The organism is Mesorhizobium sp. ESP7-2 (genome assembly GCF_020164715.1).
GTDB lineage: Bacteria > Pseudomonadota > Alphaproteobacteria > Rhizobiales > Rhizobiaceae > Mesorhizobium.
This window is the reverse complement of sequence record NZ_JAIUGQ010000025.1, coordinates 38,405-60,866: the sequence shown is the minus strand read 5'-3', so window position 1 is coordinate 60,866 and position 22,462 is coordinate 38,405. Positions and strand designations below refer to the sequence as shown.

Sequence of the window (22,462 nt, the reverse complement as noted above, 5' to 3'; positions counted from 1 at the left end):
TTCTCCGGCGAAGGAACGCTGCCATGACCGGTCAGCTCGACAACGCGGCCCGCACCCTGGCGCAATCCCACTTCCGCACGCTGCGCCTTGGGACGCCGTTCCAGCCGCGCCTCGATGCGCTGGCCAAGACCCAGGACTGGTACAATTGGGCCGGCTACCGCGCGCCGCATTCGCTTTGGGACGAGGAGCTGGAATATTTCGCCGTCCGCAGCCAGGCAGCACTGTTCGACATCTCGCCGATGACCAAATACCGGATCGAGGGACCGGACGCCGAAGCCTTCCTCGACCGCGTCACCTTGCGCGATGTCACGAGGCTCAGGCCCGGCCGCATTCATTACACCGCGTGGTGTGACGACGAAGGTTTTGTGCTGGACGACGGCACGCTGTTCCGTCTCTCGCCGACCCGCTTTCGGCTGTGTTCGCAGGAACGGCATCTGCCGTGGCTGCTGGACAGTGCCCTTGGTTTCGACGTCATTGTCGAGGAAGAGACCGAGGCCGTCGCCGGGCTCGCCCTGCAGGGCCCAACCTCCTTCGCAGTGCTGCGCGATGCCGGTTTCGCCGGTCTCGAGAAGCTGAAAATATTCGACCTTGCGGAGTTCCCGCATGACGGCGGCACGGTCATCATTTCACGCACCGGCTTTACCGGCGATCTCGGTTACGAGCTGTTCGTTCCGGCCGATAAGGCGCTGAGCCTGTGGGATCGGCTGATGGCGGCAGGCGAACTGCGCGGCATCCGCGCCATCGGCTATACCGCGCTCAACCGCGCCCGGCTCGAGGCCGGACTGATCGTCGCCAATGCCGATTTCACCACCGCCGAACACGCCATCCGCGCCGACCGCCCACGCATGCCCGACGAGATCGGGCTCGGCTTCATGATAGATCTGGAGAAGGAGCATTTCAACGGCCGTCGCGCCATCCTCGAAGCAAGGGCGAAACGCAAGCTGCGCCATGTGCTGGTCGGGCTGGAGATCGAGGGCAACATCCCCGCCGAACACGCAATCGTCTACCACAGGAAGAGCCAGGAGGTCGGCCTAGTCAGCGCCGCCATGTGGTCGCCGATGGTCAAGCGCAACATCGCCATCGCCTCGCTGGCGCGGCCCTATGGTGATACTGTGACGGAGGACCTCTGGGTCGAAATCTACGCCATGCGCGAGCTGCAGTACCAGAAGCTAATGAAACGGGCCAAGGTCGTGGCGCGACCCTTCATAAAGCTCGACCGCCGCACCGCCAACCCGCCGGCGGATTTTTGAGCATGACCGAGGAAGCGGACAAGCAGCAGGAAGATGGCGAAGCCGCCGAACAGTGGCAACTGGTCAACACGCCGCTCGGCGAGAAATGGTCGGGCCGCACGCGTTATGCCGCCGCCATGTTCTTCTACAAGCAGGGCGAGATGAGCGCCGAGACGCTCGAAGTCTATCGCATCTGCGCGCGGTTGGATGCGGAAAACCCCTTGCCGATCATTCGCGATCGTGGCGTTGGCAAGGACTGGCTGAAGCGCATGGGCTTCGAATAAGCCACTTTAGACCGGTTCAGCGATTGGTGGAATCGCTGAACCGGTCTAACTCTTTGTTTTACGCAATTCCGGACGGAAAACCGCTACGCACTTTTCCTGGAACTGCTCTAACCTATCGTTCTTTCCAGCATGCTCAGCCAGTTGCGGTAGGCGATCTTTTCGATCAGCGCCCGGCCGAAACCGCGCGCTGCCAGCGCATCGATGAGTTTCGGCAGGCCGGCGACGTCGCCGATGACGGCCGGGATCATGGCGCCATCGAAATCCGAACCGAGACCGACGCCGTCCTCGCCCAAGGCCTGCAACAGGGAATCGATATGGCGCACCATGATGTCGAGGCTGGTGTCGGCATTCATGCGGCCGTCCTCGCGCAGGAAGCCGGTGGCGAAGTTGAGGCCGACCATGCCGCCGGTTTCGCGGATCGCCCCGAGCTGCCAGTCGGTCAGATTGCGCGAGTGGCCGCAGATCGTATGCACGTTGGAGTGGGTGGCGACCAGCGGCGCATCGCTGAGCGCTGCGACATCGCGAAAGCCCTTCTCGTTGAGATGCGAGAGGTCGATCATGATCTTCAGTTCATTGCAGGCCTTGACCAGCGCCTTGCCGGCATCGGTCAGGCCAGGTCCGGTGTCGGGCGAGGACGGAAAGCGGAACGGCACGCCATTGCCGAACGCATTCGGCCGGCTCCAGACGATGCCGAGCGAACGCAGGCCCGCGGCATGCAGCACATCGAGCATGGTGAGTTCGGGATCGATCGCCTCGACCCCCTCGATGTGGAACACCGCGGCAATCGTGCCTTGCGCCATGGCGTTGCCCACATCGTCGGCACTGCGGCAGATCGCCAATGCGCCGGCGCGCTCCAGCCGGAACAGGATGGACGCCATGGCGATCGTCGAGTTGAGCGCATCGGCGCGCGGAACCTCGGGCGGCAGCGGCTCACTAGCGCTCGGCGCCGAAGGCACGGCGCTGCGCCGCGCTTTCTCGACCGGCGGCGGGAAGATGGCGAACATGCCTCCGGCGAATCCGCCGGCCCTGGCGCGCGGCAGGTCGATATGGCCGCCCGATTTCCCTTCGATGAACAGCTTTTCGACGTCACTGTCCTTGGACTGATAGAGCCTCAGCAGCGTATCATTATGGCCGTCGAAGACGGGGACGAGGTCGGATTCTGTCATAGGGGGGTCATTCGGTTCGTTCATCGGCGCGGGAGCGATGCATCATACCCACTTAGGCAAGATGTGCTACCCGCGCAAATGACAAAGCCTGTCCGACCCTACTGCTTCAGCACGTCGGCCCATTCCGGATGGCGGCGAAACTGGGCGTTGGCGAACGGGCAGAGCGGGATGATCTTCTTGCCCGCAGCCCTCGCGTCCTCGACGGCGCGGGTGACGAGCCGAAGCCCGGCGCCTTGGCCGCGAAAGGCGTCCGGCACTTCGGTGTGGTCGATGATGAGCTGGTGCTCGCCGATCTTGGTGAAGGTCATCTCGGCCTCGGCGCCGCCGGGGCCGCGCAGGAAGTAGCGACCCTTGGAGCCGCGATCTTCAAGTTCGATCTCTGGCAGTTGATCGGGCATCTCTAGACTCCTTGGGCGACACCGGCAAAAAGCCGCCGCGCCGCCTCGATTTCGTTTGGCCGCACCTCGTGCCCGCCTTCGTGCCACTCCACTGTGACATCGGCACCATCGGCACGCAAATAGGCTTCGAGCCGCGCCGTCAGGTTCGGCGGGCAGATCGGATCGCGCCTGCCGGCGGTCACCAGGATGTGATGGCCGGCAAGGCTGCCTTTGACCTCAGGTTCGAACGGGATCAGCGGATGCATCAGCACCGTGGCATCGAACAGACCAGGGGCTTCGAACACCACCGAAGCCAGGATATTGGCGCCGTTGGAATAGCCGAGGCCCAGCACGGCCGATGGCGTCGCCGCCTCGACATGGGCCTTGACGAATTTAGCCATCTTGGCCGTCGCCCGCGCCAGGTCGTCCATGTCGTAGACGCCCTCGCCGGTGCGGCGGAAGAAACGCGCGGCACCTTGTTCGGAGACATCGCCGCGCGGCGAGATGATGGTCGCCTGGGGCGCGAGATCGCGCCCCAGCGATACAAGCTGGCTCTCGTCGCCGCCCGTGCCATGGAAGACGAAGAGCAGCGGACCGCCTGGCGAACCGGGTAGCACCTTGTGGATGAAAGCGTCCTTGCTCATCGCCTCAGCCCTCCAGCTTTTGCAGATGCTGTTCGAGATAGGGCCGCAGGTGCTGATGCTGCGTGGGCAGCTTCAGCGCCTCACCGAGATGAGCGGTGTCCTCGTCACGGTCGAAGCCCGGCTCGTTGGTGGCCACTTCGAACAGCACGCCGCCCGGCGTGCGGAAATAGATAGCCCAGAAATAGTCGCGGTCGATCACCGGCGTCACGCCATAGCCCGTATCCATCAGCGCCTTGCCCACTTCGAGCTGCTTGGCGCGGTTCTCGACGGCAAAAGCGACATGGTGGACGGAGCCGGCGCCGAGATCGGCGAAGGGCGCGGTAGGCAGTGATTCGATGTCGACGACATCGGCGCCGTTGCCGTTCTTGACGGCGAGCCGCCTGACATTGCCTGACTTGTCGACCTCCTCGTAGCCCATGAACTTCAGCAGCTCCTCGGTGGCGCCACCATCTTTCAGCCTGAGCGAAACCGAGTGAAAACCGCGGATCGCCTCGTCTGCCGGAATGCCGCCCTTCACCCAGGGCGCTCTGCTGTCGGCCTTGTCCTCGACAAGGGCAAAGCCGTCGCCGTCCGGACCGGCAAATCCGAGCCGCTTCTCGCCAAAGCTTTCCTCGCGGGAGACGTTGGTTACGCCTTCGTCGGTGAAGCGTTTTTCCCAATAGGCGAGCGTGCCTTCGGGCACGGAATAGACCGTGGTACCGACTTCGCCGACCCCATGGCGGCCCTTACCGATGTTGGGAAACGGAAAATAGGTCATCACCGAACCCGGCGTTCCGACCTCGTCGCCGTAATAGAGGTGATAGACGTCCGGCGCGTCGAAATTGACCGTCTTCTTGACCCGGCGCAGGCCGAGCTTGTGGGTGAAGAAATCATTGTTCTGCCGTGCATCCCTGGCCATCGAGGTGACGTGATGCAGGCCCTTGATCTGGTCGAGCATGGTCTTTGCTCCTCCCTTGGTGTTTGTGCGGCCCTCGCCGCTGTCCACGCCAATATGAGGATACCTGCATCCACGGCAAAGGCGGCAAACACAGAATGGACTGTGCTGTATAAGTGAACAATAATCGGATTCTTGTTCACCATCCGGTCAACAGCCTGGTCTTGCGCGGTTGATGGAAATCGGTTCCATGTGCTCACCGAACGTACTGGAGGGGAGAGCAAAGTGACTGGAAAAGGCAGGCGGCCAAATGTCCTCCTCATCACCTGCGACCAGTGGCGCGGCGATTGCCTGTCGGCTGCCGGCCATCCCCAGGTGAAGACGCCGAATGCCGATGCGCTGGCCGCCGAAGGTGTGCTGTTCAAGCGCCATTACGGCGGCTCGGCTCCATGCTCGCCGGCGCGTGCCTGCCTCTACACAGGCCTCTACCAGATGAACAACCGCGTCTGCCGCAACGGCACGCCGCTCGATGCCCGCCATGGCAATATTGCGCTTGCGGCGCGCAGCGTGGGCTACGATCCGACCTTGTTCGGCTATACCGATGTGTCGCTCGACCCGCGCCAGCTTGCACCGGCCGATCCACGGCTGCACAGCTATGAAGGCGTGCTGCCCGGCTTCACGGTGCGCCAACTACTTCCCGAACATCAGAAGCAGTGGTTGTCCTGGCTGAAGCAGCAGGGCATCGATGCCGGCGCTGGAAGTCCTGGCATCCATCGTCCCGTGGGCGAGGCGGACAGCGCGGTGACTGAAGCGCCGCCCGTCTACTCGAAGGACCAGACGCCGACGGCCTTCCTTGCCGGCGAATTCATCCGCTGGCTGGGCGAGCAAGAGGAGGCCGCGCCATGGTTTGCGCATCTTTCCTTTATCAGCCCGCATCCGCCCTTCATCGTGCCGGAACCGTACAACACCCAATACGATCCGGCGGACGGCCCCGCTTTTCACCGTGCGGAAAGTTGGCGAGCCGAATCTCAGGGCCACCCCTACATCGCCTATGATCTCGGTCGGCAAAACCGCGCGAAGTTCCGCCCCGGTGCCACGGGCAAGGTACAGGACTGGAGCGAGGATGATTTCCGCCGCATCCGAGCAATCTACTACGGCATGATCTCGGAGGTCGACGCGCAGCTCGGCCGCCTCTGGCAAGCGCTGAAGGCCGAAGGCGCTTGGGACAACACCTTCATCGTGCTCACCTCCGACCACGCCGAAATGATGGGAGACCATTTCATGCTGGGCAAAGGCGGCTATTTCGACGGCAGCTACCACATCCCGCTGGTCGTCCGCGACCCACGCCATCGCAAGCCCGCCGGCAGCACTGTCGATTGCTTCACCGAAGCGGTCGACATTTTGCCTACGCTCATCGACCTGCTCGGCGCGGCTCCCGAACCGCATCTTGACGGGTGCTCGCTGAAACCCTTCCTGAGCGGCGGAACTCCCGCCGTCTGGCGCGACGCCGCGCACTGGGAGTTCGACTTTCGCTCGATCGCGGACGGAGAAGCCGAACGGCACTTCGGCATTACCTCGCGCCAGTGCAACCTCGCCGTCATCCGCACACGGAAATTCAAATACGTGCATTTTGGCGGCGGCTTGCCGCCTCTGCTTTTCGACATGGAGGACGACCCTGGCGAATTGAAGAACCTCGCCAACAGTCCGGCACATCGTTCCACCCGGCTGGAATTCGCCGAAAGGCTGCTTGCCTGGCGGGCCGAACATCTCGACCAGTCGCTTGCCCTCTCGGAGCTGACGGACAATGGATTGGTTGGATATGCCAGGTCGCATACGGGGCGGTAGGGATTTCCCTACCGCCCCATTTCCTTAGCTGTCGAAGTATCCTTGCCTACCGAACCATCAGACGCTGCTCGTCGCGCTTCTGGGCGTAGGTGCCCTTGTCGTAAGCTGCTTGCTTCTCGAGCTGCTCCTTGGTGAAGGTCGTATAAAGGTACTTCTTGCCGCTCTTGTCGGTCATGAACTTCAAATTATCCATGCCGACCGCGACCTCCTTCGAGCCGATGCCGAGGAAGCCGCCGACATCGACGATCACGGCATCGGTTTTCTTGTCGGGCGTCAGCACGACATCGCCGATCTCGCCAACCTTGGCGTCATTGGCGCCATAGACTGTCGTGCCCTTCAGATCGTTAGCCCTGATCTCGCCAATCGGCATCTCCGTCAGCTTCGACTTATCGATGGCTGAGGTCTTTGTCTGGTCGGGAGCCGTGGCGTCAGCTGGCGCCGCCGCCGTCTTGTCTGCCGGAGCGGCGGCGGGAGCTGTCGTGGCGGAAGGTGCCGCGGCTGGCGCGGTTGCCGCCGGCGCGTTGGATGCCGTCGTCGCCGGCACCGGATCATAGGCCTTGCGGTTGAAGTCCGGCTGCGCCTGTAGTTCTTCCTTGGTGGTCTGCGCCACCAGCCAGCGGTTGCCGTTCTTCTGCGCCCACTTCGCCTTGGCGAAATCATAGGCGACGTTCTTCTCGCCCATGCCAAGGAAGCCGCCGACGCCTATAATCAGCGATTGCGCCTTGCCTTCCTTGGTCAGCACGATGTCGTTAACGTCGCCGATCTTCTGGGCGTCATCGCCTGTCCCGTTGTAGACATTTTCACCGATGATGTTCGTAGCCAGATTGCCATCAGCCTGTTTCACCGGCTGCGCATTCATGTCGGCGGGCTTCTGCGCGGTGTCGGTCGACGTGGCTGGCGCCTGGGCAGTTGTCGATGCCGCCGGGGCCGGCGCATAAGCCTTGCTGTCAAACGCCGGATGCGCCTTCAGCTCGTCCTTGGTCGTCTGCGCCACCAGCCAGCGGTTACCGTTCTTCTCGGCCCATTGCAGCTTGTCATAGTCGAAGGCGACGTTTTTGGTTCCGACGCCAAGGAAGCCGCCGACGCCGATGACGACGGATTTCGCCATGCCGTCCTTGTCAAAGACGACGTCTGTGACCTTGCCGATATTCTCGGCATTGTCGCCAGTGCCATTATAGACCGATGCACCGATAATATTGGTGACGATGCTACCTTCCGCCCGCACCACCGGCGCAGCCGGTTGCTGGGCGGCTGGCGGGTTAGCCGGGGCTGGGGTTGCAGCGCTCTGCGCGAAGGCCCCGGTTGCGACCATTGTCGCAAGGGCAGTCGTCGCTAAAAGGGTCCGGATCATGATAATCTCTCCTCGTGCCTGATTTCGTGCGCGCCGCGTGCGGTCGACCCATCGGGGGAGATTGGACGCGGCATCTCTACAGGTTCACAACGTCGTGACCATGCTGTTGTTCCGACAAAAAACCGCGACGTTCGAGACCAAAACCATCAAGCGGATGCGGTAATCGCCAGCCCGACGCAACCTTTGATTCTTGTCTTGGATCCTGGCCTTGGATTCCGGCGCGACGGGAACCTTTTCCTGGTCCGCTGCGTTCCAGCCTCCGGCTTGGGCGCCCGGGCCAGGTTTTGAGCGGAGCGGGGCATGAAGTTTGCAGCGGTGCTGAACCGAGACGGTGGCACCTTGCGCACCGTCGATCTCGCGGCTTTTTCGGACCGGATGCGTCAGACGCTGGAATCGGCGGGCCACTCTCTCAGCATCGACATCGTTGCTGGCAAGGACATCGTGGAAACCCTCGACAGCGCCGCGTCGCGCCGCGCCGTCGATGTTGTGCTTGCCGGCGGCGGTGACGGAACCATCTCAGCCGCGGCCGCAAGGCTGATGGGCAAGAAAAAGGCGCTTGCCATATTGCCGGCCGGCACGATGAACCTGTTCGCGCGCGGTCTGGGCATTCCGCAGTCGCTCGATGCCGCGTTGGACGCCTTCGCCGACGGCGAAATCATCGCGGTCGACATGGCCACGGCCAATGGCCAGCCATTCGTCCATCAGTTCTCGATCGGCATGCATGCCAAGATGGTGCAGCTACGCCAGGGGATGGAATTCGGATCGCGCCTGGGCAAGATCGGTGCTTCGGCCAAGGCCGCTTGGGCGACGATCAAGAACCCGCCGGCGATGAACGTCACGCTCGGCATTGGCGACGCCGAGGTGACGGCGCGCATATCGGGCATCGGCGTCACCAACAATCTGTTCGGCGAAGGCCATTTGCCTTATGCCGACAACCCTGCGGGCGGCGTGCTAGGCGTCTATGTCACGGTGGCGCAGCAGCGCGCCGAACTGGTCAAGTTCTTCTTCAACATGGCGCGCGGCAAGTGGCGCGACAATGAGCATGTCGAAATCCACCAGGCCGACCGTGCGGTGCTGAAAATCCATTCCGGCGGCAGAAAGTTTCGCGCTGTCATGGATGGCGAACTGGTCAGGCTCGATCGGGAGACGACCATCGAAATCCGGCCCGGAGCGCTCAACGTCCTGGTGCCGGCCAGCATCGCCAAGGCAAAGGCTGCCTGATGTGGCCCCGGGCCCTGACGCGGTCTTTGGCGATGACGCAATCTCTGGCGATGGCGGCCCAAACTCTAACCGCCGCTCGCCCCACTTCCTTGCTCCGTGGCTGGAGTCTTGGCCGTTTCGCCATATATTTCGGCGACACCCCATGCCACGAATGCCAGAAGCAGCGCCGCGATCAGGATGCGCAACCCGTGCCAACCCCAACGCCCCTGGCGTGCTTTGTTTTCAGGAATGATCTTGGGCATGGTCGGCCCTCGTCTCGTTCTGCGCCAACCCGCGCACTCGATAAATCACGGTCGGGTAACGGGTTCCTTGCTAGGATGGTTCCGGGGAGCCGGGTCCGGAAGGATGGCGCTGGAAGATCTGTCGAAGTGACACGAGGCGGGCCGCCCCGGCTCTGCTACCCCTCGCCGGCATCCGGATGGTCGGTGTCGGACTTCACGTTCTCGCGGTAGATGGCGTAGGCCGCGAGTGCCACGGCCGGACCGAGAATAACCCCCAGCCCACCTTTTCCCTTGAGCAATGTCGGTAGTACAGCGAGCGCGGCCGTAATGCCGATCGCCTTCATGTCGGCCTTGCGCCGCCTTGCCTCGCGGCGGACCCGGGCGCCCGACATCAGCCTGTGGGTCAAAAGAACAAGGCCCGCGATCACTAGGAAGCCGACACCGAAACCAACCGCGGCAGCCAGCGATCCATAGCGCGCCGATGTCCAGATATAGGCTGCCCCGACAAGGAAGCCGAAGCCGCAGAATGCCGCCAGCGCGGCAAGCGCGTAGACGATGGCTGCCGTGCGTGCGCGCCGCACCACAGCCATTGTTTCACCCGAGGCAAAACCCGAGAGCAGGGAAGCCAGCAATCCCATCTCGGCGGAACTAGCGACGCGCGAGCAGCGCGAACAGGAAGCCGACGCCAGCGGCGATTGCCAGCGACGTCACCGGCTTTTCGCGTACACTTGCCACCATCTGCGCCTCGATATCCCTGGCATTGCCGCGCAGGCTGTCGAAGGCTGCTTCCCCTTGGGCGCGCAACTGCTCGACGCCTTCGGCCGCCGCCCGGCGCGCTGTGCCGTAGCCGTGTTCACCGGTCTTGGCCAGCTGCTTGGTGAGCTTGTCGATATCGGCCTTCAACTGCCTGATATCGGCTTCAAGATCCGAATTCGTCCGGGCTTCGTTGGCGGTTTTCCCTGCGGCGGTTGCCATTGCTTAACTCCTTGTGATTGCTCGATTTCAAACGCGCCGTGTGTCTCAAGGTTCCGATGCGGGGACAAACTACCCCAAAACCCGGTTACGTGCATCCTCGGCGCCCTGGCGAGAAGCGCCGCGTCAGATCGGCGGGTGGCGGCGTTCGCCCAGAAGCTCCGGTCTCTCGAAACCCCGCAACACCGGCAGGAGCCGCAACGACATTGCTCGCTGGGGTATTGCCGGCTTGAAAAAGCACACGCCCGATCTGGCTTGGCATTTCCTCCTTGCAAAGGCCTGCCGCCAGCAGGTCCGCTTTACGCGCTTGTCCAAGGTCGGCCTTTTATCGCCGGCGCACGGCTTTTTTAAATGACAACACACCAAATTGCGATCATGACTCCCGACGTTTCAAGGAGCAATCGCCCGTGCCCCAATTACTTGACGGATTGCGCATTCTTGTCTTGGAGGATGAATTCCTCATAGCCATGGATGTCGAGCAACTCTGCCGCGACCACGGTGCGGGCGAGGTGGTGGTTGCCCGCGACCTGGCCGAAATTGATGGCCGGAAGATCGCGACGCATTTCGACGCGGCCATTGTCGATCTGATGCTGGGCGGCGCCTCGACGCTCGAATTCGCCGCGGGCCTGCGTGAGACCGGCGTCCCGTTCGTGTTTGCGTCCGGTCATTCTGATGCGGGCGAGATCAAGGCGTCCTTCCCCGGAGTGAGGCTGGTTACCAAGCCCTATTCAGGCGAAGACCTCGTCGAAGCCGTGGCGCTGGCCTACGGTCGCGGCTCCCTTGGCTGAGACCGACGCAACGACATTCGAATTGCCGTTATCCGGCCCGCATTTCAATGCGCCGCCGTCCCTGTGACCTGGGCCGAGATCGCATCGGGACCATACTCGTCCTCGCCGGAGATTTTCAGGATTTCCTGCAGGCGTGTGCGGGCCCTGCTGACCCGACTCTTGATCGTTCCGACCGCGCAACCGCAGATTTCGGCGGCCTCCTCATAGGAGAAGCCCGATGCACCGATCAGGATGATGGCTTCGCGCTGGTCCTCCGGCAATTGCTCGAGAGCGCCACGAAAATCCTTGAGGTCGAGCTGGCCATGCTGGGCCGGATGCACCGCAAGCCGGGCCGTCATGATGCCGTCGCTGTCCTGCACCTCGCGGCCGCGCTTGCGCATCTGCGAATAGAACTCGTTGCGCAGGATCGTGAAAAGCCATGCCTTGAGATTGGTGCCGGGCTGAAAGCTCTCATGCTTGTCCCAGGCCTTGACCAGCGTCTCCTGCACGAGGTCGTCGGCCTTGTCGGCATTCTGTGTCAGCGAAACGGCAAAAGCCCGCAAGCTCGGGATTGCCCCAAGCAGATCGGTCTTGAAGCCTTGGGAGACCGCTGCCATGCCTCAGTCCTTCTTCTGTGCGGGTTCGGCCTGTTCCAGTTGTCTGAGCAACTGGGCGAAGCGATCCGGCACATTGTCGGAGACCAGCTCGTCATAATATTGTTTGAGTTTGCGTCCGATTTCGGAGTTCGGCCCCAGAGGGTCGCCGACGCCATTCCGGCGCCTGCCCGCGGCACCAGCCAGAATATCTTTCGTCATGTCCTTCATTTCGCCCTTATATTCCCAGAACTCAAGCCGCTCGTATCCAACGCAACACAAGGCAAACGGCACCCTCGTCTGGTTGCCCATCCCGACGCCCAAACGCCATTGCCACGGATTTGTTCCATATCGGTGGAACTTTTTCGGAAAAGCGCCGTTATTTCCGCGGGGCGCGCAATCGGCGTGAGCTGCAATCCGTCCAACCGCGTCATCTGAGGGAGACGTCCATCATGAGCTTGTCCGCCACCATCGCTCCGCATCTGCCGTTCTTGCGGCGCTTCTCGCGTGCCGTCTCGGGATCGCAGGAGAGCGGCGACGCGCTGGTCGCCGCGATGCTTGAGGCCATCATCGCCGATGTCGACATCTTCCCGGAGGCGTCGAGTGACCGGATCGCCTTGTACAAGGTTTTCGCCAAGCTCTTCACATCCGTTGCCATCCGCGTTCCGCAGGAGCAAACGCAATCGGCCTGGGAGCAGCGCGCCGCCGCAAATCTCAATGCGATCGCGCCGCTTCCCCGCCAGGCCTTCCTGCTGGTTGCCGTCGAAGGTTTCAGCGAGGACGAGGCAGCCGAAATCCTCGATGTCGGCGACCAGGAGTTCTCTGAGTTGCTCGCCGAGGCAAGCAATGAGATTTCCCGTCAGGTGGCGACCGACGTGCTGATCATCGAGGATGAACCGCTGATCGCCATGGATATAGAGGAGATGGTCGAGAGCCTCGGTCATCGGGTCGTGGGAACGGCGCGCACCCATGCCGAAGCGGTGACGATGTTCGGCAAGACCCGACCGAAGATGGTGCTCGCAGACATTCAGCTCGCCGACGGCAGCTCGGGCATCGAGGCCGTGAACGAAATCTTGTCGTCGACATCCGTGCCGGTAATCTTCATCACCGCCTTCCCCGAGCGTCTCCTGACCGGAGAGCGCCCCGAGCCCGCCTTTCTCGTGACCAAGCCGTTCAATCCCGACATGGTGAAGGCGCTGATCAGCCAGGCTCTGTTCTTCGACCGGCAGGCCAAGGCTGCCGCATAGATCGCGGGCTCCGGAAGCCGGACGAGGGACATCAAAAGGCCGTTGGATGCGATTCATCCGGCGGCCCTTTTGACAAGCCGGATCGGCCACTGGCGAATTTCCCAGCCCGCGCTGCCCGGAACGATTTGCAAGCACCGTCTTTTTCGGCGAATGGTGGAACAAACCGCATCCACCCACGTTTTTGCCGTATCATTCGAAGGAGATGGACCATGCTTTACTGGGCGCTCGTATTTCTCGTCGTGGCGATTATTGCCGGCGCGCTTGGTTTCGGCGGCATTGCCGGCACATCCGCCGGTATCGCGCAGATATTGTTCTTCATCTTCCTGGCTTTCCTGATTATTTCGCTTCTGGCCGGCCTGTTCAGGCGGGCGTGAGCCTGGCGGCTCATGAGGCGAACACTGGAAGCCGCACCCCTCAAACGGTTTCCAGCCACCGCCGGGCGGCGTCCTTCAAGGATACCGTCCGGCGGACCGCTTTCAGGGGAACCCATTCGACAGTGAGCCGTTCAGCCCGAGTTGGATGGACGAATTGACCGATGCGCTCCAGGACTTCAGACAGAACGGAAGGCGCACCGCGCGATGAAGTCATCGCCATGCACCCCGCCGAAAGCGGCATGCAGCTTGGCCGAGCCCTTCTCCACGCATTGCACAATGCCGGCATTTCCGTCCTCTATCAGGATCGCGAAATGAAGACCGTATGGGCCCGCAACATGCGCGCGCCCTGGGCCTCCGACGATGTCGACGGGAACGGCATCCTGCCAACGGCGCAGGCCGACCGCATCGGCGCCGCCAAGCGCGATGTGGTTGCGACCGGCGATCCTCAGCGCCTTGAAATCAGTGTTCCAGTCGAGAATGGCGTTCGCTGGTTTCAGATCTGGGTCGATGCCGACCGAGGCGACAATGGCGATGTCCAAGGCGTCGTCACCACCATGGTCGAGACGACCGAGCAGAAGCGGCGCGAACAGACATTGACGACGCTGCTGCGTGAAGTCAGCCACCGCTCGAAGAACCTGCTGGCGATCATCCAGAGCATCGCGACCCAGACCGGTCGTTATTCCGACGGCGTCGGCGACTTCCTGAAGCGCTTCCGCGGCCGGCTGCAGTCGCTGGCGTCCTCCCAGGATCTGGTGACATCCTCCAACTGGCGAGGGGCAGCCCTTCATGAGCTGGTGGCGAGCCAGGTCGGCCGCTACGGAGCGAATCCGTCACATAGCCTTCGCTTCCGTGGCGCCAATCCCTACCTCAATCCCAACGCCGCGCTGCATATTGGCCTGGCGATGCATGAACTCGCCGTCAACTCCGTCAGCTACGGCGCCCTGTCCCGGCCGGATGGTTTCGTCGAGGTCACCGCCGACCTCAACGCCGCCGACACGGGGGAGGTCACCCTGTCCTTGACATGGGCCGAAACGATAGGGACCAAAGACGATGGGGGCGGTCAGAAGCGATTCGGCAGCGTCGCGTTGGAGCGGGTGGTGCCAGCGTCCCTGAACGGAACCGCGAACCTCGATATCGGCGACGGCCATCTCGAATACCGCCTTGTCGTTCCGCACAACAATTTCGAGACGCAGTGAAAGCCTCGGCAAGCAGCGATTCTTAACCGGCTGTTCACCATGAGGGCGGATGCTTTTTTTCCCAGATACCGCCGGAACCTGCCCCGCTTTCGGACATTGTTGGCAGGCTTGCAGCGCGATACGGGAGGAATGTCTTGACGGTTGCCGACATGAACAGATTGGAACAAGCCGCCCGGATTTCGATGGGCGAATTTCTGGAATCCGAATCCTCCGCGGAAACACACCCTGAGGCAGGCAGGGGTTCGATGAAGGGGCTCATTCTTGCCTTGGCCGCGATCATGTTGCTGGCCGTTCTTTGGCAGCTGACCTGACTTGGGTCCTGCTCTCCGTTGAAATCGCCGGTCGATCAACGCCGCCGCGCCTCCGATCGCGAGGGGCCGCAGTTTTTTTGCGTAACCCGTTGGAAATGACAGGAACTTTTTGGCGATGTCGGCCGTTATTGCGGCCAGAGGACATCCGTCATGGAACACATAGCCGCGTTGTTGCTGGTGATCGGCTGCTCGAACACGATGGCCGAATGCCGGGAATTGCAGGTCCCAGTCAGTGTTTTTGCGACTGCCGACGAGTGTACCGCCGAGCGCCCCTTCGCGATGGGCCACGTGCAGGGGCAGGCGCAGCATGTCGTCGCCGAATGCCTCGCGGTCGATCCCGCCTTGGAGGACGACTACGATCAGATTGTCTGGAAGGTGCGGCCAGACGGTAACCTTGACGCTTCGTTGGCCATTTCCAACCTCGTCATGGCATCGAACACGATCCGCCCAGAAAAAGACGACCTTAGTCAACAATAAATTGCAGCAGCAAAGGCCGTCGTTTCATGCTAAATGGCGGTTGGAGCTTACTAAAGTGTGGACACAAGTGAGGAGCGACTCTATGCGGAAAATACTTATTGCCATGGTTGCGGTGGTTGCTGTCAGCGGCTGCACCAGCACGGAGAAGGACGTCGTCGGCGGCGGCTTGATCGGCGCCGGTATCGGCGGCTTGGTCGGCGGCGGCAAGGGCGCGCTGGTCGGTGCGGCTGTCGGCGCCGGATCCGGCCTGCTGGTTCGCAAGTTGCAGAACGGCTACTGCCAGTATCGCGATCATCGCGGCCGGATCTACACGGCCCGCTGCAACTAATTCAGCGATTGGAGCAATCCAGGATCGGCTCGGCAATTTCTATCAAACGCTGAACCGTTCTAATGGAATACAGATCCGGGGGCCATGTGCGACCTCCGGATTTTCTTGGTTGCCGATCGGCAGGATTTCAGCCGACCAACGGAATTCTGATTTCCACCTTCAGGCCGTCAGCCTGGAAATCGCGCTTGATCGTGCCGCGCAATTCGCGCGTGACATTGAGGTCGATCAGTTTGGTGCCAAATCCGGTCACGGCCGGCGCCTCGACCTTGTTTTTTCCGGCTTCCCGCCAGTTCAGCGCCAACATCCGCTCGCGCCCGCGCCCTACCAGCGACCAGTCCACCTTCAGCGCGCCGACGAAATTGCCGGCCTCGCCGTATTTCAGCGCATTGGTTGCCAGTTCGTGGAAGGTCAGGCCAAGCGCCTGCGTCGTGGTTTCGTCAAGCAGCACCTCTGGGCCTGACAGCAGCCCCTCCGGCAGCTCCTTGCCGAACACCTGGCCGAGCTCGATGCGCAGCAGATCGGCAAGGTCGGCTTTCTGCCAGCGTGAGCGCGTCAACATGTCTTGCGAAGCGGCCATCGCCTGCAGCCTGGCCGAGAAGGAGGCGGAGAACTCGCTGACGTCGGTCGCCCGTGAGGCCGTCTGCCGCGCGATCGCCAGCACCCTGGTGATCGAGTTCTTGATGCGATGCTTCATCTCCTGCAGCATCAGGTCCTTTTCGAGCAGGCTCTTTTCCGTCGTTTCGTGCAAGGCCGACACCGCGTCATAGGCTCGCTCCTGATAGCGCGCCACCAGCGCGATGGCGCCGGCCAGGAGCAGGCCGAACAGCCCCAGCATTACGGGGATGGCGCGCGACGAGGGTTGCGAGAAGGCGCTGGTCGGCCTGAACAACACGGTCCAAGGGCGTCCCGCCACGGTCATCTTGCGGGTGACCAGCAGCTGGTCTCCCAGGGATGAAGCCGGTGGCGTCTCCGAGCGGAACAACAGATTGTCGCCGTTCACCGCTCCATCATAGATCTCTGTGTTGACCGGCAGCAGCGGCGCACGGCTCAGCGCGATCTGGAACAGGTCCCGGGTCCGGAAGGCCGCATAGAGGAAGCCGGCGGTCGAGGATCGCGAGGCGTTGATGACCTCCGGCGCGGTTTCGACGTTGAGCCGCACGAAGACCAGGAAGCCGGTGAAGGTCTGCGCGGCGCCCGTGTGCTGGCCGAGCTGCACCAGCCCGCTTGCATGCTGCTGGTCGTCGGCCATCGCCTTTTCGATTGCCGCGCGCCGCACCGGCTCGCTGAACATGTCGTAACCGATGCTGGCCTGGCTGGACGGATCCAGCGGCTCGAAAAGCGCTATTGGCGTGCGCCAGGGCTGCGTCGTAGCGGGATAGACCGGGTGGCTGGCGCCGAAATCGTGGAGGATGTCGCGTTCGACCGCTGCCTCGTCGCCCGTCTTGACCAGCCGCAGGAAGCCGATGCCGCGCAGGCCGGCGAAATTGTTGTCGACATCCAGGGCCTTGAAGAAGGCCTTGAACTCGTTCTGGGAAATATCGCCGTTGCGCGCGTCGAACAGGGCCTGCATGGAGCGCAGCAGCGACAGATGCAGGTCGATACGGCTCTCGATCCGGTTAAGGGCGTCATCGGCCGCCCCTTCGAACTTGATGCGGGCGGCTTCCTGCGTCGCGAAATAAGCGAATCCCGCCATGGTCATGCTGATCAATGCAACGGCAATGAACGCGACGATTGGAAAAAGCTTCTTCAACGGATGATGCGGTCCCTGAGCAAAACAGGACCTTTATGGGCAAGTCGCCGGGCCAACACAATGGTCAGGCCAAGCCATCGTGATCACTGGCATATCACGTGGACGGCAACGGGGCGTGTCCGATCAGCCTGGCCGGCCTGCGCCTGGCCTCAGGCGGCGATCTTCAGCGCACCCGGCCCCGGTATGGCACCTGGGGGACATTTGCCCAGAATGATCATGCCCAGCACCTCGTCCTGGGTGACATCCGTGGTGCGTGCCGTGCCGACGACCTGGCCGTTCTTCATCACGCAGACCCGGTCGGCCAGCTCGAACACGTCGTGGATGTCGTGGCTGATCAGGAAGATGCCGATGCCGTCGGACTTGAGCTGCCTGACCAGTTCGCCGACCTGCGCCGTTTCCTGGGGTCCGAGAGCCGCCGTCGGCTCGTCCATGATGAGGATACGGGCGTTGAACAGGATGGCGCGTGCGATCGCCACCGATTGCCGCTGTCCGCCCGACAGTTTGATCACCGGCTCCTTGAAGCGCTGGAAGCGGGGATTGAGCCGCCCCATCACCTTGCGCGCCTCGGCCTCCATGGCGACGTCGTCGAGCGTGCCCCAGGCGGTCATCAGCTCGCGGCCGAGGAACAGATTGGCGGCCGCATCGACATTGTCGGCCAGCGCCAGCGTCTGGTAGATCGTCTCGATGCCGTATTTCTTGGCGTCGCGCGGGTTGGAGATCGCTGCCTCCTCGCCATTGACGAAGATCTGGCCCGAGTCGCGCTTGTAGGCGCCGGACAGGATCTTGATCAGCGTCGACTTGCCGGCGCCGTTGTGGCCGAGCAGCGCCACGACCTCGCCGGGGAAAAGATCGATCGAGGCGTCGTCGACGGCGCGGATGCCGCCGAAGGCGATCGAGATGTTGCGCATGTCGACCAGCGACGTGCCCATGGGGGCAGTTGTGGGAGCAGTTGCGGGAGCGGTCTTGTCAGCCATGATCGTACCCCTAAACCCGCTTGCGATAGACTGTGTCGAGCCACACCGCGATGACCAGCACGGCGCCGACGACGATGCTCTGCAGCGGCGAGTCGACACCGAGCAGCACCATGCCCGACTGCAGCGACTGCATCAGCAACGCGCCAAGCATGGCGCCGATGATCGTTCCCGAGCCGCCGGCGAGCGACGTGCCGCCGATGACGGCCGCGGCAATGACGAGCAGCTCGTCCAATGTGCCAAGCACATTGGTTGCCGAGTTCTGCCGTGCCGACGAAATGGCGGCTGCGATCGTGGCCAGCACGCCCATGATCATGAACACCTTCATGGTGATCCAGCGCGTGTTGATGCCGGCGAGGTTGGCCGCTTCCGGATTGCCGCCGATGGCAAAGACATAACGGCCGAAACGGGTGCGTTTGGTGATGAAGGTCATGACCAGACCGACGGCGACCGCCATCAGTACCGGTATGGCGATGCCGTGGGCGATGAACAGGCCGCCCTCGGGCACGATGATGTTGTTGGCGGCCGCGTAGCGCTTCACGATGCCGATCGGCCACGGATAGGAGTTGGCGAGCCACACCGCGCCCATGATGACGGCGCAGGTGACGACGCCGAGCAGCGTCTCGGCCCAGATCGGGCGCAGCGGGAACCGGAAACGCTTGCGCTGCACCCTTCCGTTGAACAGCGCAAACACGACGGCCAGGCAGGCAACGATGCCCACGACCCAGCTCCAGGTGGCGCCGATCGATCCGGCCGGTCCGCCGCCCATCAGCTGGAAGGTGGCGTCGAGCGGTGCCACCGTCTGGCCTGACGTGACCCACCAGGCGGCACCGCGCCAGACCAGCAGGCCGCCCAGCGTGACGATGAAGGCCGGCACTTCGAGATAGGCGATCACGAAGCCCTGGAACGCGCCGATCAAAAGGCCGAGCGCCAGGCCGATGACCAGCGCCAGCACCCAGATCCACGGATTGCCGAGTTCAAGCCCCACGAACCGGACCAGGAAATGCACCTGGGCAAAGCCCATGACCATGCCGATCAAGCCCTCGGCGGAACCGACGGACAGGTCGATGTTGCGCATGACGATGACCAGCACCATGCCGCAGGCCATGATGGCGACCGCCGACGTTTGCACCGACAGGTTCCACAGGTTGCGCGGCGTGAGAAACGTGCGGCTGTCGAAATCGAGCGGATTGACGCCAAGACGCAGGCTCGAAATCACATGCAGCGCGATCCAGATCAGCAGCAGGGCGCCGATCATGCCCAGCATGCGGGTGTCGATCTCGGTCGCTTTCAGGAACCGGGCGACCGCGCCGAGTTCCGAGGCTCGCGCGGTGTCGGCCTGCAGGTCGGACGTCGTGTCGGTCATGATTTCCTCCAACCGGCTGGCCGTCTGACGCGGATGCCGAACCCAGCCTAGAAGCTATCCGCGCGACGCGGAAACACAAATCTTTTTGAGAAAACGCCGCGGCTTTGGGGCCGCGGCGCCTTCACTTCTGCAAGCGGTCAAACTCAGTTGCAGGCCGCGACGCTGCCGGCGGCGACGCCAGCGCAGACTTCGTCCTTCTTGATCCAGCCGGCGTCGATGACGAGGTTGAGATTGTCCTTGGTGATGGCGACCGGGGTCAGGAACAGCGACTTGACGGTGTTGCCGCCAGGCGTCGTGAAATCCTTCGCGCCGGCGATGTCGGTCATCTTCTTACCGTCGGCAAGCTGCGAGGCGATCTCGGCGGCGTTCTTGCCGAGTTCACGCGCGTCCTTCCACACCGACACTGTCTGGGTGCCGAGCGCGATGCGGTTGAGCGCGGCGTGGTCGCCGTCCTGGCCAGAGACCGGCACGGTGCCGGCGAGCCCCTGCGCCGTCAGCGCCGCGACGACGCCGCCGGCGGTGCCGTCATTGGCCGCGACCACCGCGTCGACCTTGTTGTCGTTGGCGGTGAGGAACTGCTCCATGTTCTTCTGGGCGTTGGCGGGCAGCCAGCCGTCCGTATAGGCTTCGCCAACATTCTTGATCTTGCCGCTGTCGATGGCTTCCTTCAGCACTTCCATCGAGCCCGAGAACAGGAAGTCGGCGTTCGGGTCGGCGCCCGAGCCCTTGATGAAGACGTAATTGCCTTCAGGCTTCACCTTGAACACCTCGCGGGCCTGCATGCGGCCGACTTCCTTGTTGTCGAAGGTCAGGTAGAAGACGTCCTTGTTCTCGATCAGGCGGTCATAGCCGACGACCGGAATGCCCTCGTCGAGCGCCTTCTGTACCGCCGGGCCGATGGCCGAAGCATCCTGCGCCAGGATGATCAGCGAATTGGCGCCCTGCGAAATCAGGCTTTCGACATCGGTCAGCTGCTTGCCGGGATTGGATTGCGCGTCGGCGGAAATGTACTTGTCGCCCGCGGCCTCGATCGCCTTCTTCATGGCGGCCTCGTCGGTCTTCCAGCGCTCCTCCTGGAAGTTGGACCACGACACGCCGATGACCTTGTCCTTCGCCTGCGCGACCGATGCCAGTGTCAGCGACATGGCGACACCCGCCAGAATGGCGGCTGTGAATCTCTTCATGTTATCCTCCCTGCGCCGCGTATGGCGCGACCAAACTGGCCCTAAGGCCGGCACAAAGGCTCTATTTTTTCGAGCCTCGAAAAAACACTGGTCCATCGCCGGAACGCTGTCAACATCGATTCTGATGGATTTTGAGGTGCCGGGAGCCTTTTTTCGAGTCCCGCAATAAATAAATGACAGCACCAGCCGCTTCTGCCAGTATTCGACCCGTTGCCGGAGGTGTCGAGGGGCAGTCAAGAGCCACGGCGACTGGGAGGATGTGGGAAAGCATGTCGGTCGGAATCCGCCACGACGATCTGCGCCGGCGCAACCGCGCGCTGGTGATTGCAGCCGTGCGCCAGGGTGGCCAGCCCTCGCGCACCGAGATCGCCGCCACCACCGGCCTCAGCCACTCGACCATATCGGCGATATCAGCCGACCTGATCGCAGAGGGTATCCTGACCGAAGGCAAGCCCAACGAGGCCGGCTCACTGAAACGCGGCCGGCCACAGGTCGGCCTTGGCCTCAACCCCGAGGCCGCGGCTGTGATGACCGTGGTGCTGTCGCTGAATTTCCTGTCCGTAGCCGTCATCGATTATGCCGGCCAGGTGGTCGCCGAGGAACAGCGCCGGCTGGACACGCTGACCATGTCGCGCGAGGCGCTGATCGGCGAATGCACGGCAATAGTGCGACGTCGCCTCGAGGATCCCGATCTCGATGTCGGCAGCATCGCCCGCATCGCGCTGGCGATCCAGGGCATCACCGACACCAAGGCGCGCGCCATGCTGTGGTCGCCGATCACGCAGCAGACGGACATAGCCTTCGCCGACATACTCGAAGCCGAATTCGGCATCCCCGCCACCATGGAGAACGACTGCAACATGATGGCGGTGGCGCTGCGCTGGCGCGACCCCGAACGCTACCGCGACGACTTCATCGCCATCCTGCTCTCGCACGGCATCGGCATGGGCCTTGTGCTGAAGGGCGAGCTGTTCACCGGCACGCATTCGTCGGGTGGCGAGTTCGGCCACATGATCCATCGCCCGGGCGGCGCGCTCTGCCGCTGCGGGCGGCGCGGCTGCGTCGAGGCCTATGCCGGCAACTACGCCATCTGGCGTAACGCCAGGCAGCTTGGTGAGGACACCGAGCCGGTCGCCGATGTCAGCGACGCGCAAATGCGGACACTCGCCGCGACGGCAAGGGAGAAGGACGGACCGGAGCGCGAAGCCTATCGCAAGGCCGGCGAGGCGCTGGGCTATGGCCTCGGTAGTCTTTTCGCGCTGATCGATCCGGCACCGGTTGCGATGGTCGGCGTCAGCGCCGCCGCCTTCGACCTGATCGAGCCGGCCTTGCGCGAGGCCATCGCCCAGACTGCCGGCGGCCAGCATTCGGAATCGATTTCCTTCGACACCGAGCCGAACGAGCTGCCGCTCATCCGCGAAGGCTGCGCCATGCGCGCATTGACCTTCGTCGACCAGGAGATTTTCGCGCCTGGCGTGCAGGCAAGGGCGGGCGCGGGAAAGAACGTTGCCTGAGACCAAGATCGAACCCAATCACTCCGACGGGGCATGACATACTACCCGCCAGATTTCGGGCCTCCTGCTAGAGCATGATGTCGAAAAGTGTGAAGCGGTTTTCGGACGACATCATGCTCTATCTCTTCGATTTAGAGAAGGATTCAGATTTCAGGTCGATTCGACCTAAAATCATCCGGCTCTAAGCCCCCGTCGGGCGG

26 protein-coding genes are annotated in these 22,462 nt (G+C 62.8%); 12 read left to right on the top strand and 14 right to left on the bottom strand.

Going from position 1 to position 22,462, the window contains the following annotated elements; translation table 11 throughout:
* Window positions 1-23 precede the first annotated feature (23 nt).
* Window positions 24-1,250 (top strand): aminomethyltransferase family protein, encoded by a 1,227-nt coding sequence (locus LB543_RS21925; protein ID WP_224615524.1) that lies wholly within the window; start codon window positions 24-26, stop codon window positions 1,248-1,250.
* A gap of 2 nt (window positions 1,251-1,252) precedes the next feature.
* The gene (locus LB543_RS21920; RefSeq protein ID WP_224615523.1) at window positions 1,253-1,513 is read left to right on the top strand and encodes a hypothetical protein; all 261 of its coding nucleotides are present in this window, start codon (window positions 1,253-1,255) and stop codon (window positions 1,511-1,513) included.
* A gap of 107 nt (window positions 1,514-1,620) precedes the next feature.
* On the opposite strand, the gene LB543_RS21915 is transcribed toward LB543_RS21920, so the two are convergent.
* From LB543_RS21915 to LB543_RS21900, 4 genes are all read right to left on the bottom strand, one after another.
* Entirely contained in the window at window positions 1,621-2,679 is a 1,059-nt protein-coding gene (locus LB543_RS21915) for a dipeptidase (RefSeq protein ID WP_224615522.1), read from the bottom strand.
* Between the two features lie 98 nt (window positions 2,680-2,777).
* Window positions 2,778-3,077 (bottom strand): GNAT family N-acetyltransferase, encoded by a 300-nt coding sequence (locus LB543_RS21910; protein WP_006200562.1) that lies wholly within the window; start codon window positions 3,075-3,077, stop codon window positions 2,778-2,780.
* A gap of 2 nt (window positions 3,078-3,079) precedes the next feature.
* The gene (locus tag LB543_RS21905) at window positions 3,080-3,700 is read right to left on the bottom strand and encodes an alpha/beta hydrolase (protein WP_224615521.1); all 621 of its coding nucleotides are present in this window, start codon (window positions 3,698-3,700) and stop codon (window positions 3,080-3,082) included.
* Window positions 3,701-3,704: 4 nt separating this feature from the next.
* Entirely contained in the window at window positions 3,705-4,637 is a 933-nt protein-coding gene (locus LB543_RS21900; RefSeq protein ID WP_224615520.1) for a VOC family protein, read from the bottom strand.
* Window positions 4,638-4,859: 222 nt separating this feature from the next.
* On the opposite strand from LB543_RS21900, the gene LB543_RS21895 reads away from it, so the two are divergent.
* Complete coding sequence (locus tag LB543_RS21895) at window positions 4,860-6,419, top strand: alkaline phosphatase family protein (protein ID WP_224615519.1); 1,560 nt, start codon at window positions 4,860-4,862, stop codon at window positions 6,417-6,419.
* A 46-nt stretch (window positions 6,420-6,465) separates the two neighbouring features.
* On the opposite strand, the gene LB543_RS21890 is transcribed toward LB543_RS21895, so the two are convergent.
* A complete protein-coding gene (locus LB543_RS21890; RefSeq protein ID WP_140754513.1) occupies window positions 6,466-7,770 on the bottom strand; it encodes a PRC-barrel domain-containing protein in 1,305 nt (434 codons plus the stop codon).
* Window positions 7,771-8,070: 300 nt separating this feature from the next.
* On the opposite strand from LB543_RS21890, the gene LB543_RS21885 reads away from it, so the two are divergent.
* Window positions 8,071-8,991, top strand: a complete 921-nt coding sequence (locus LB543_RS21885; RefSeq protein WP_140809632.1) for a diacylglycerol/lipid kinase family protein — start codon at window positions 8,071-8,073, stop codon at window positions 8,989-8,991.
* Between the two features lie 65 nt (window positions 8,992-9,056).
* On the opposite strand, the gene LB543_RS21880 is transcribed toward LB543_RS21885, so the two are convergent.
* From LB543_RS21880 to LB543_RS21870, 3 genes are all read right to left on the bottom strand, one after another.
* A complete protein-coding gene (locus LB543_RS21880; RefSeq protein WP_224615518.1) occupies window positions 9,057-9,233 on the bottom strand; it encodes a hypothetical protein in 177 nt (58 codons plus the stop codon).
* Between the two features lie 155 nt (window positions 9,234-9,388).
* Complete coding sequence (locus LB543_RS21875) at window positions 9,389-9,850, bottom strand: hypothetical protein (protein ID WP_224615517.1); 462 nt, start codon at window positions 9,848-9,850, stop codon at window positions 9,389-9,391.
* A 10-nt stretch (window positions 9,851-9,860) separates the two neighbouring features.
* Window positions 9,861-10,187 carry a YqjD family protein gene (locus LB543_RS21870; protein ID WP_140754519.1) on the bottom strand — a complete coding sequence of 109 codons (327 nt, stop codon included), beginning with the start codon at window positions 10,185-10,187 and terminating at the stop codon, window positions 9,861-9,863.
* A gap of 404 nt (window positions 10,188-10,591) precedes the next feature.
* Between LB543_RS21870 and LB543_RS21865 the strand changes: the two genes are divergently transcribed.
* The gene (locus LB543_RS21865) at window positions 10,592-10,972 is read left to right on the top strand and encodes a response regulator (RefSeq protein WP_224591352.1); all 381 of its coding nucleotides are present in this window, start codon (window positions 10,592-10,594) and stop codon (window positions 10,970-10,972) included.
* Window positions 10,973-11,016: 44 nt separating this feature from the next.
* Here LB543_RS21865 and LB543_RS21860 read toward each other — a convergent pair whose 3' ends face one another.
* Both LB543_RS21860 and LB543_RS21855 read right to left on the bottom strand, forming a co-directional pair.
* On the bottom strand, window positions 11,017-11,568 hold the full coding sequence (locus LB543_RS21860) for an RNA polymerase sigma factor (RefSeq protein WP_010911883.1): 552 nt from the start codon (window positions 11,566-11,568) through the stop codon (window positions 11,017-11,019).
* Window positions 11,569-11,571: 3 nt separating this feature from the next.
* Window positions 11,572-11,775, bottom strand: a complete 204-nt coding sequence (locus tag LB543_RS21855) for a NepR family anti-sigma factor (RefSeq protein WP_140755009.1) — start codon at window positions 11,773-11,775, stop codon at window positions 11,572-11,574.
* A gap of 221 nt (window positions 11,776-11,996) precedes the next feature.
* On the opposite strand from LB543_RS21855, the gene LB543_RS21850 reads away from it, so the two are divergent.
* The 6 genes from LB543_RS21850 to LB543_RS21825 all read left to right on the top strand — a co-directional run bounded on the left by LB543_RS21850 (window position 11,997) and on the right by LB543_RS21825 (window position 15,477).
* A complete protein-coding gene (locus LB543_RS21850; protein WP_140754521.1) occupies window positions 11,997-12,791 on the top strand; it encodes a response regulator in 795 nt (264 codons plus the stop codon).
* Between the two features lie 209 nt (window positions 12,792-13,000).
* A complete protein-coding gene (locus tag LB543_RS21845) occupies window positions 13,001-13,165 on the top strand; it encodes a DUF1328 domain-containing protein (RefSeq protein WP_006203859.1) in 165 nt (54 codons plus the stop codon).
* 161 nt (window positions 13,166-13,326) lie between these two features.
* A complete protein-coding gene (locus LB543_RS21840) occupies window positions 13,327-14,361 on the top strand; it encodes a sensor histidine kinase (protein ID WP_140754523.1) in 1,035 nt (344 codons plus the stop codon).
* Between the two features lie 134 nt (window positions 14,362-14,495).
* A complete protein-coding gene (locus LB543_RS21835; protein ID WP_224591354.1) occupies window positions 14,496-14,672 on the top strand; it encodes a hypothetical protein in 177 nt (58 codons plus the stop codon).
* A 150-nt stretch (window positions 14,673-14,822) separates the two neighbouring features.
* The gene (locus LB543_RS21830; RefSeq protein WP_140754525.1) at window positions 14,823-15,149 is read left to right on the top strand and encodes a hypothetical protein; all 327 of its coding nucleotides are present in this window, start codon (window positions 14,823-14,825) and stop codon (window positions 15,147-15,149) included.
* Window positions 15,150-15,231: 82 nt separating this feature from the next.
* Window positions 15,232-15,477 carry a YMGG-like glycine zipper-containing protein gene (locus LB543_RS21825; RefSeq protein WP_140754527.1) on the top strand — a complete coding sequence of 82 codons (246 nt, stop codon included), beginning with the start codon at window positions 15,232-15,234 and terminating at the stop codon, window positions 15,475-15,477.
* A gap of 127 nt (window positions 15,478-15,604) precedes the next feature.
* On the opposite strand, the gene LB543_RS21820 is transcribed toward LB543_RS21825, so the two are convergent.
* The 4 genes from LB543_RS21820 to xylF all read right to left on the bottom strand — a co-directional run bounded on the left by LB543_RS21820 (window position 15,605) and on the right by xylF (window position 20,748).
* Entirely contained in the window at window positions 15,605-17,227 is a 1,623-nt protein-coding gene (locus LB543_RS21820) for a CHASE domain-containing protein (protein WP_224615516.1), read from the bottom strand.
* Between the two features lie 149 nt (window positions 17,228-17,376).
* Window positions 17,377-18,201 carry an ATP-binding cassette domain-containing protein gene (locus LB543_RS21815; RefSeq protein ID WP_224615515.1) on the bottom strand — a complete coding sequence of 275 codons (825 nt, stop codon included), beginning with the start codon at window positions 18,199-18,201 and terminating at the stop codon, window positions 17,377-17,379.
* Between the two features lie 10 nt (window positions 18,202-18,211).
* Entirely contained in the window at window positions 18,212-19,564 is a 1,353-nt protein-coding gene (locus tag LB543_RS21810; protein WP_224615514.1) for a sugar ABC transporter permease, read from the bottom strand.
* A 143-nt stretch (window positions 19,565-19,707) separates the two neighbouring features.
* Window positions 19,708-20,748: a D-xylose ABC transporter substrate-binding protein gene (xylF, locus tag LB543_RS21805; protein ID WP_224615513.1), complete on the bottom strand. Its 1,041-nt coding sequence runs from the start codon at window positions 20,746-20,748 to the stop codon at window positions 19,708-19,710.
* Window positions 20,749-21,017: 269 nt separating this feature from the next.
* On the opposite strand from xylF, the gene LB543_RS21800 reads away from it, so the two are divergent.
* Window positions 21,018-22,262, top strand: coding sequence for an ROK family protein (locus LB543_RS21800; RefSeq protein WP_224615512.1), 1,245 nt, complete (start codon window positions 21,018-21,020; stop codon window positions 22,260-22,262).
* Window positions 22,263-22,462: the final 200 nt, after the last annotated feature.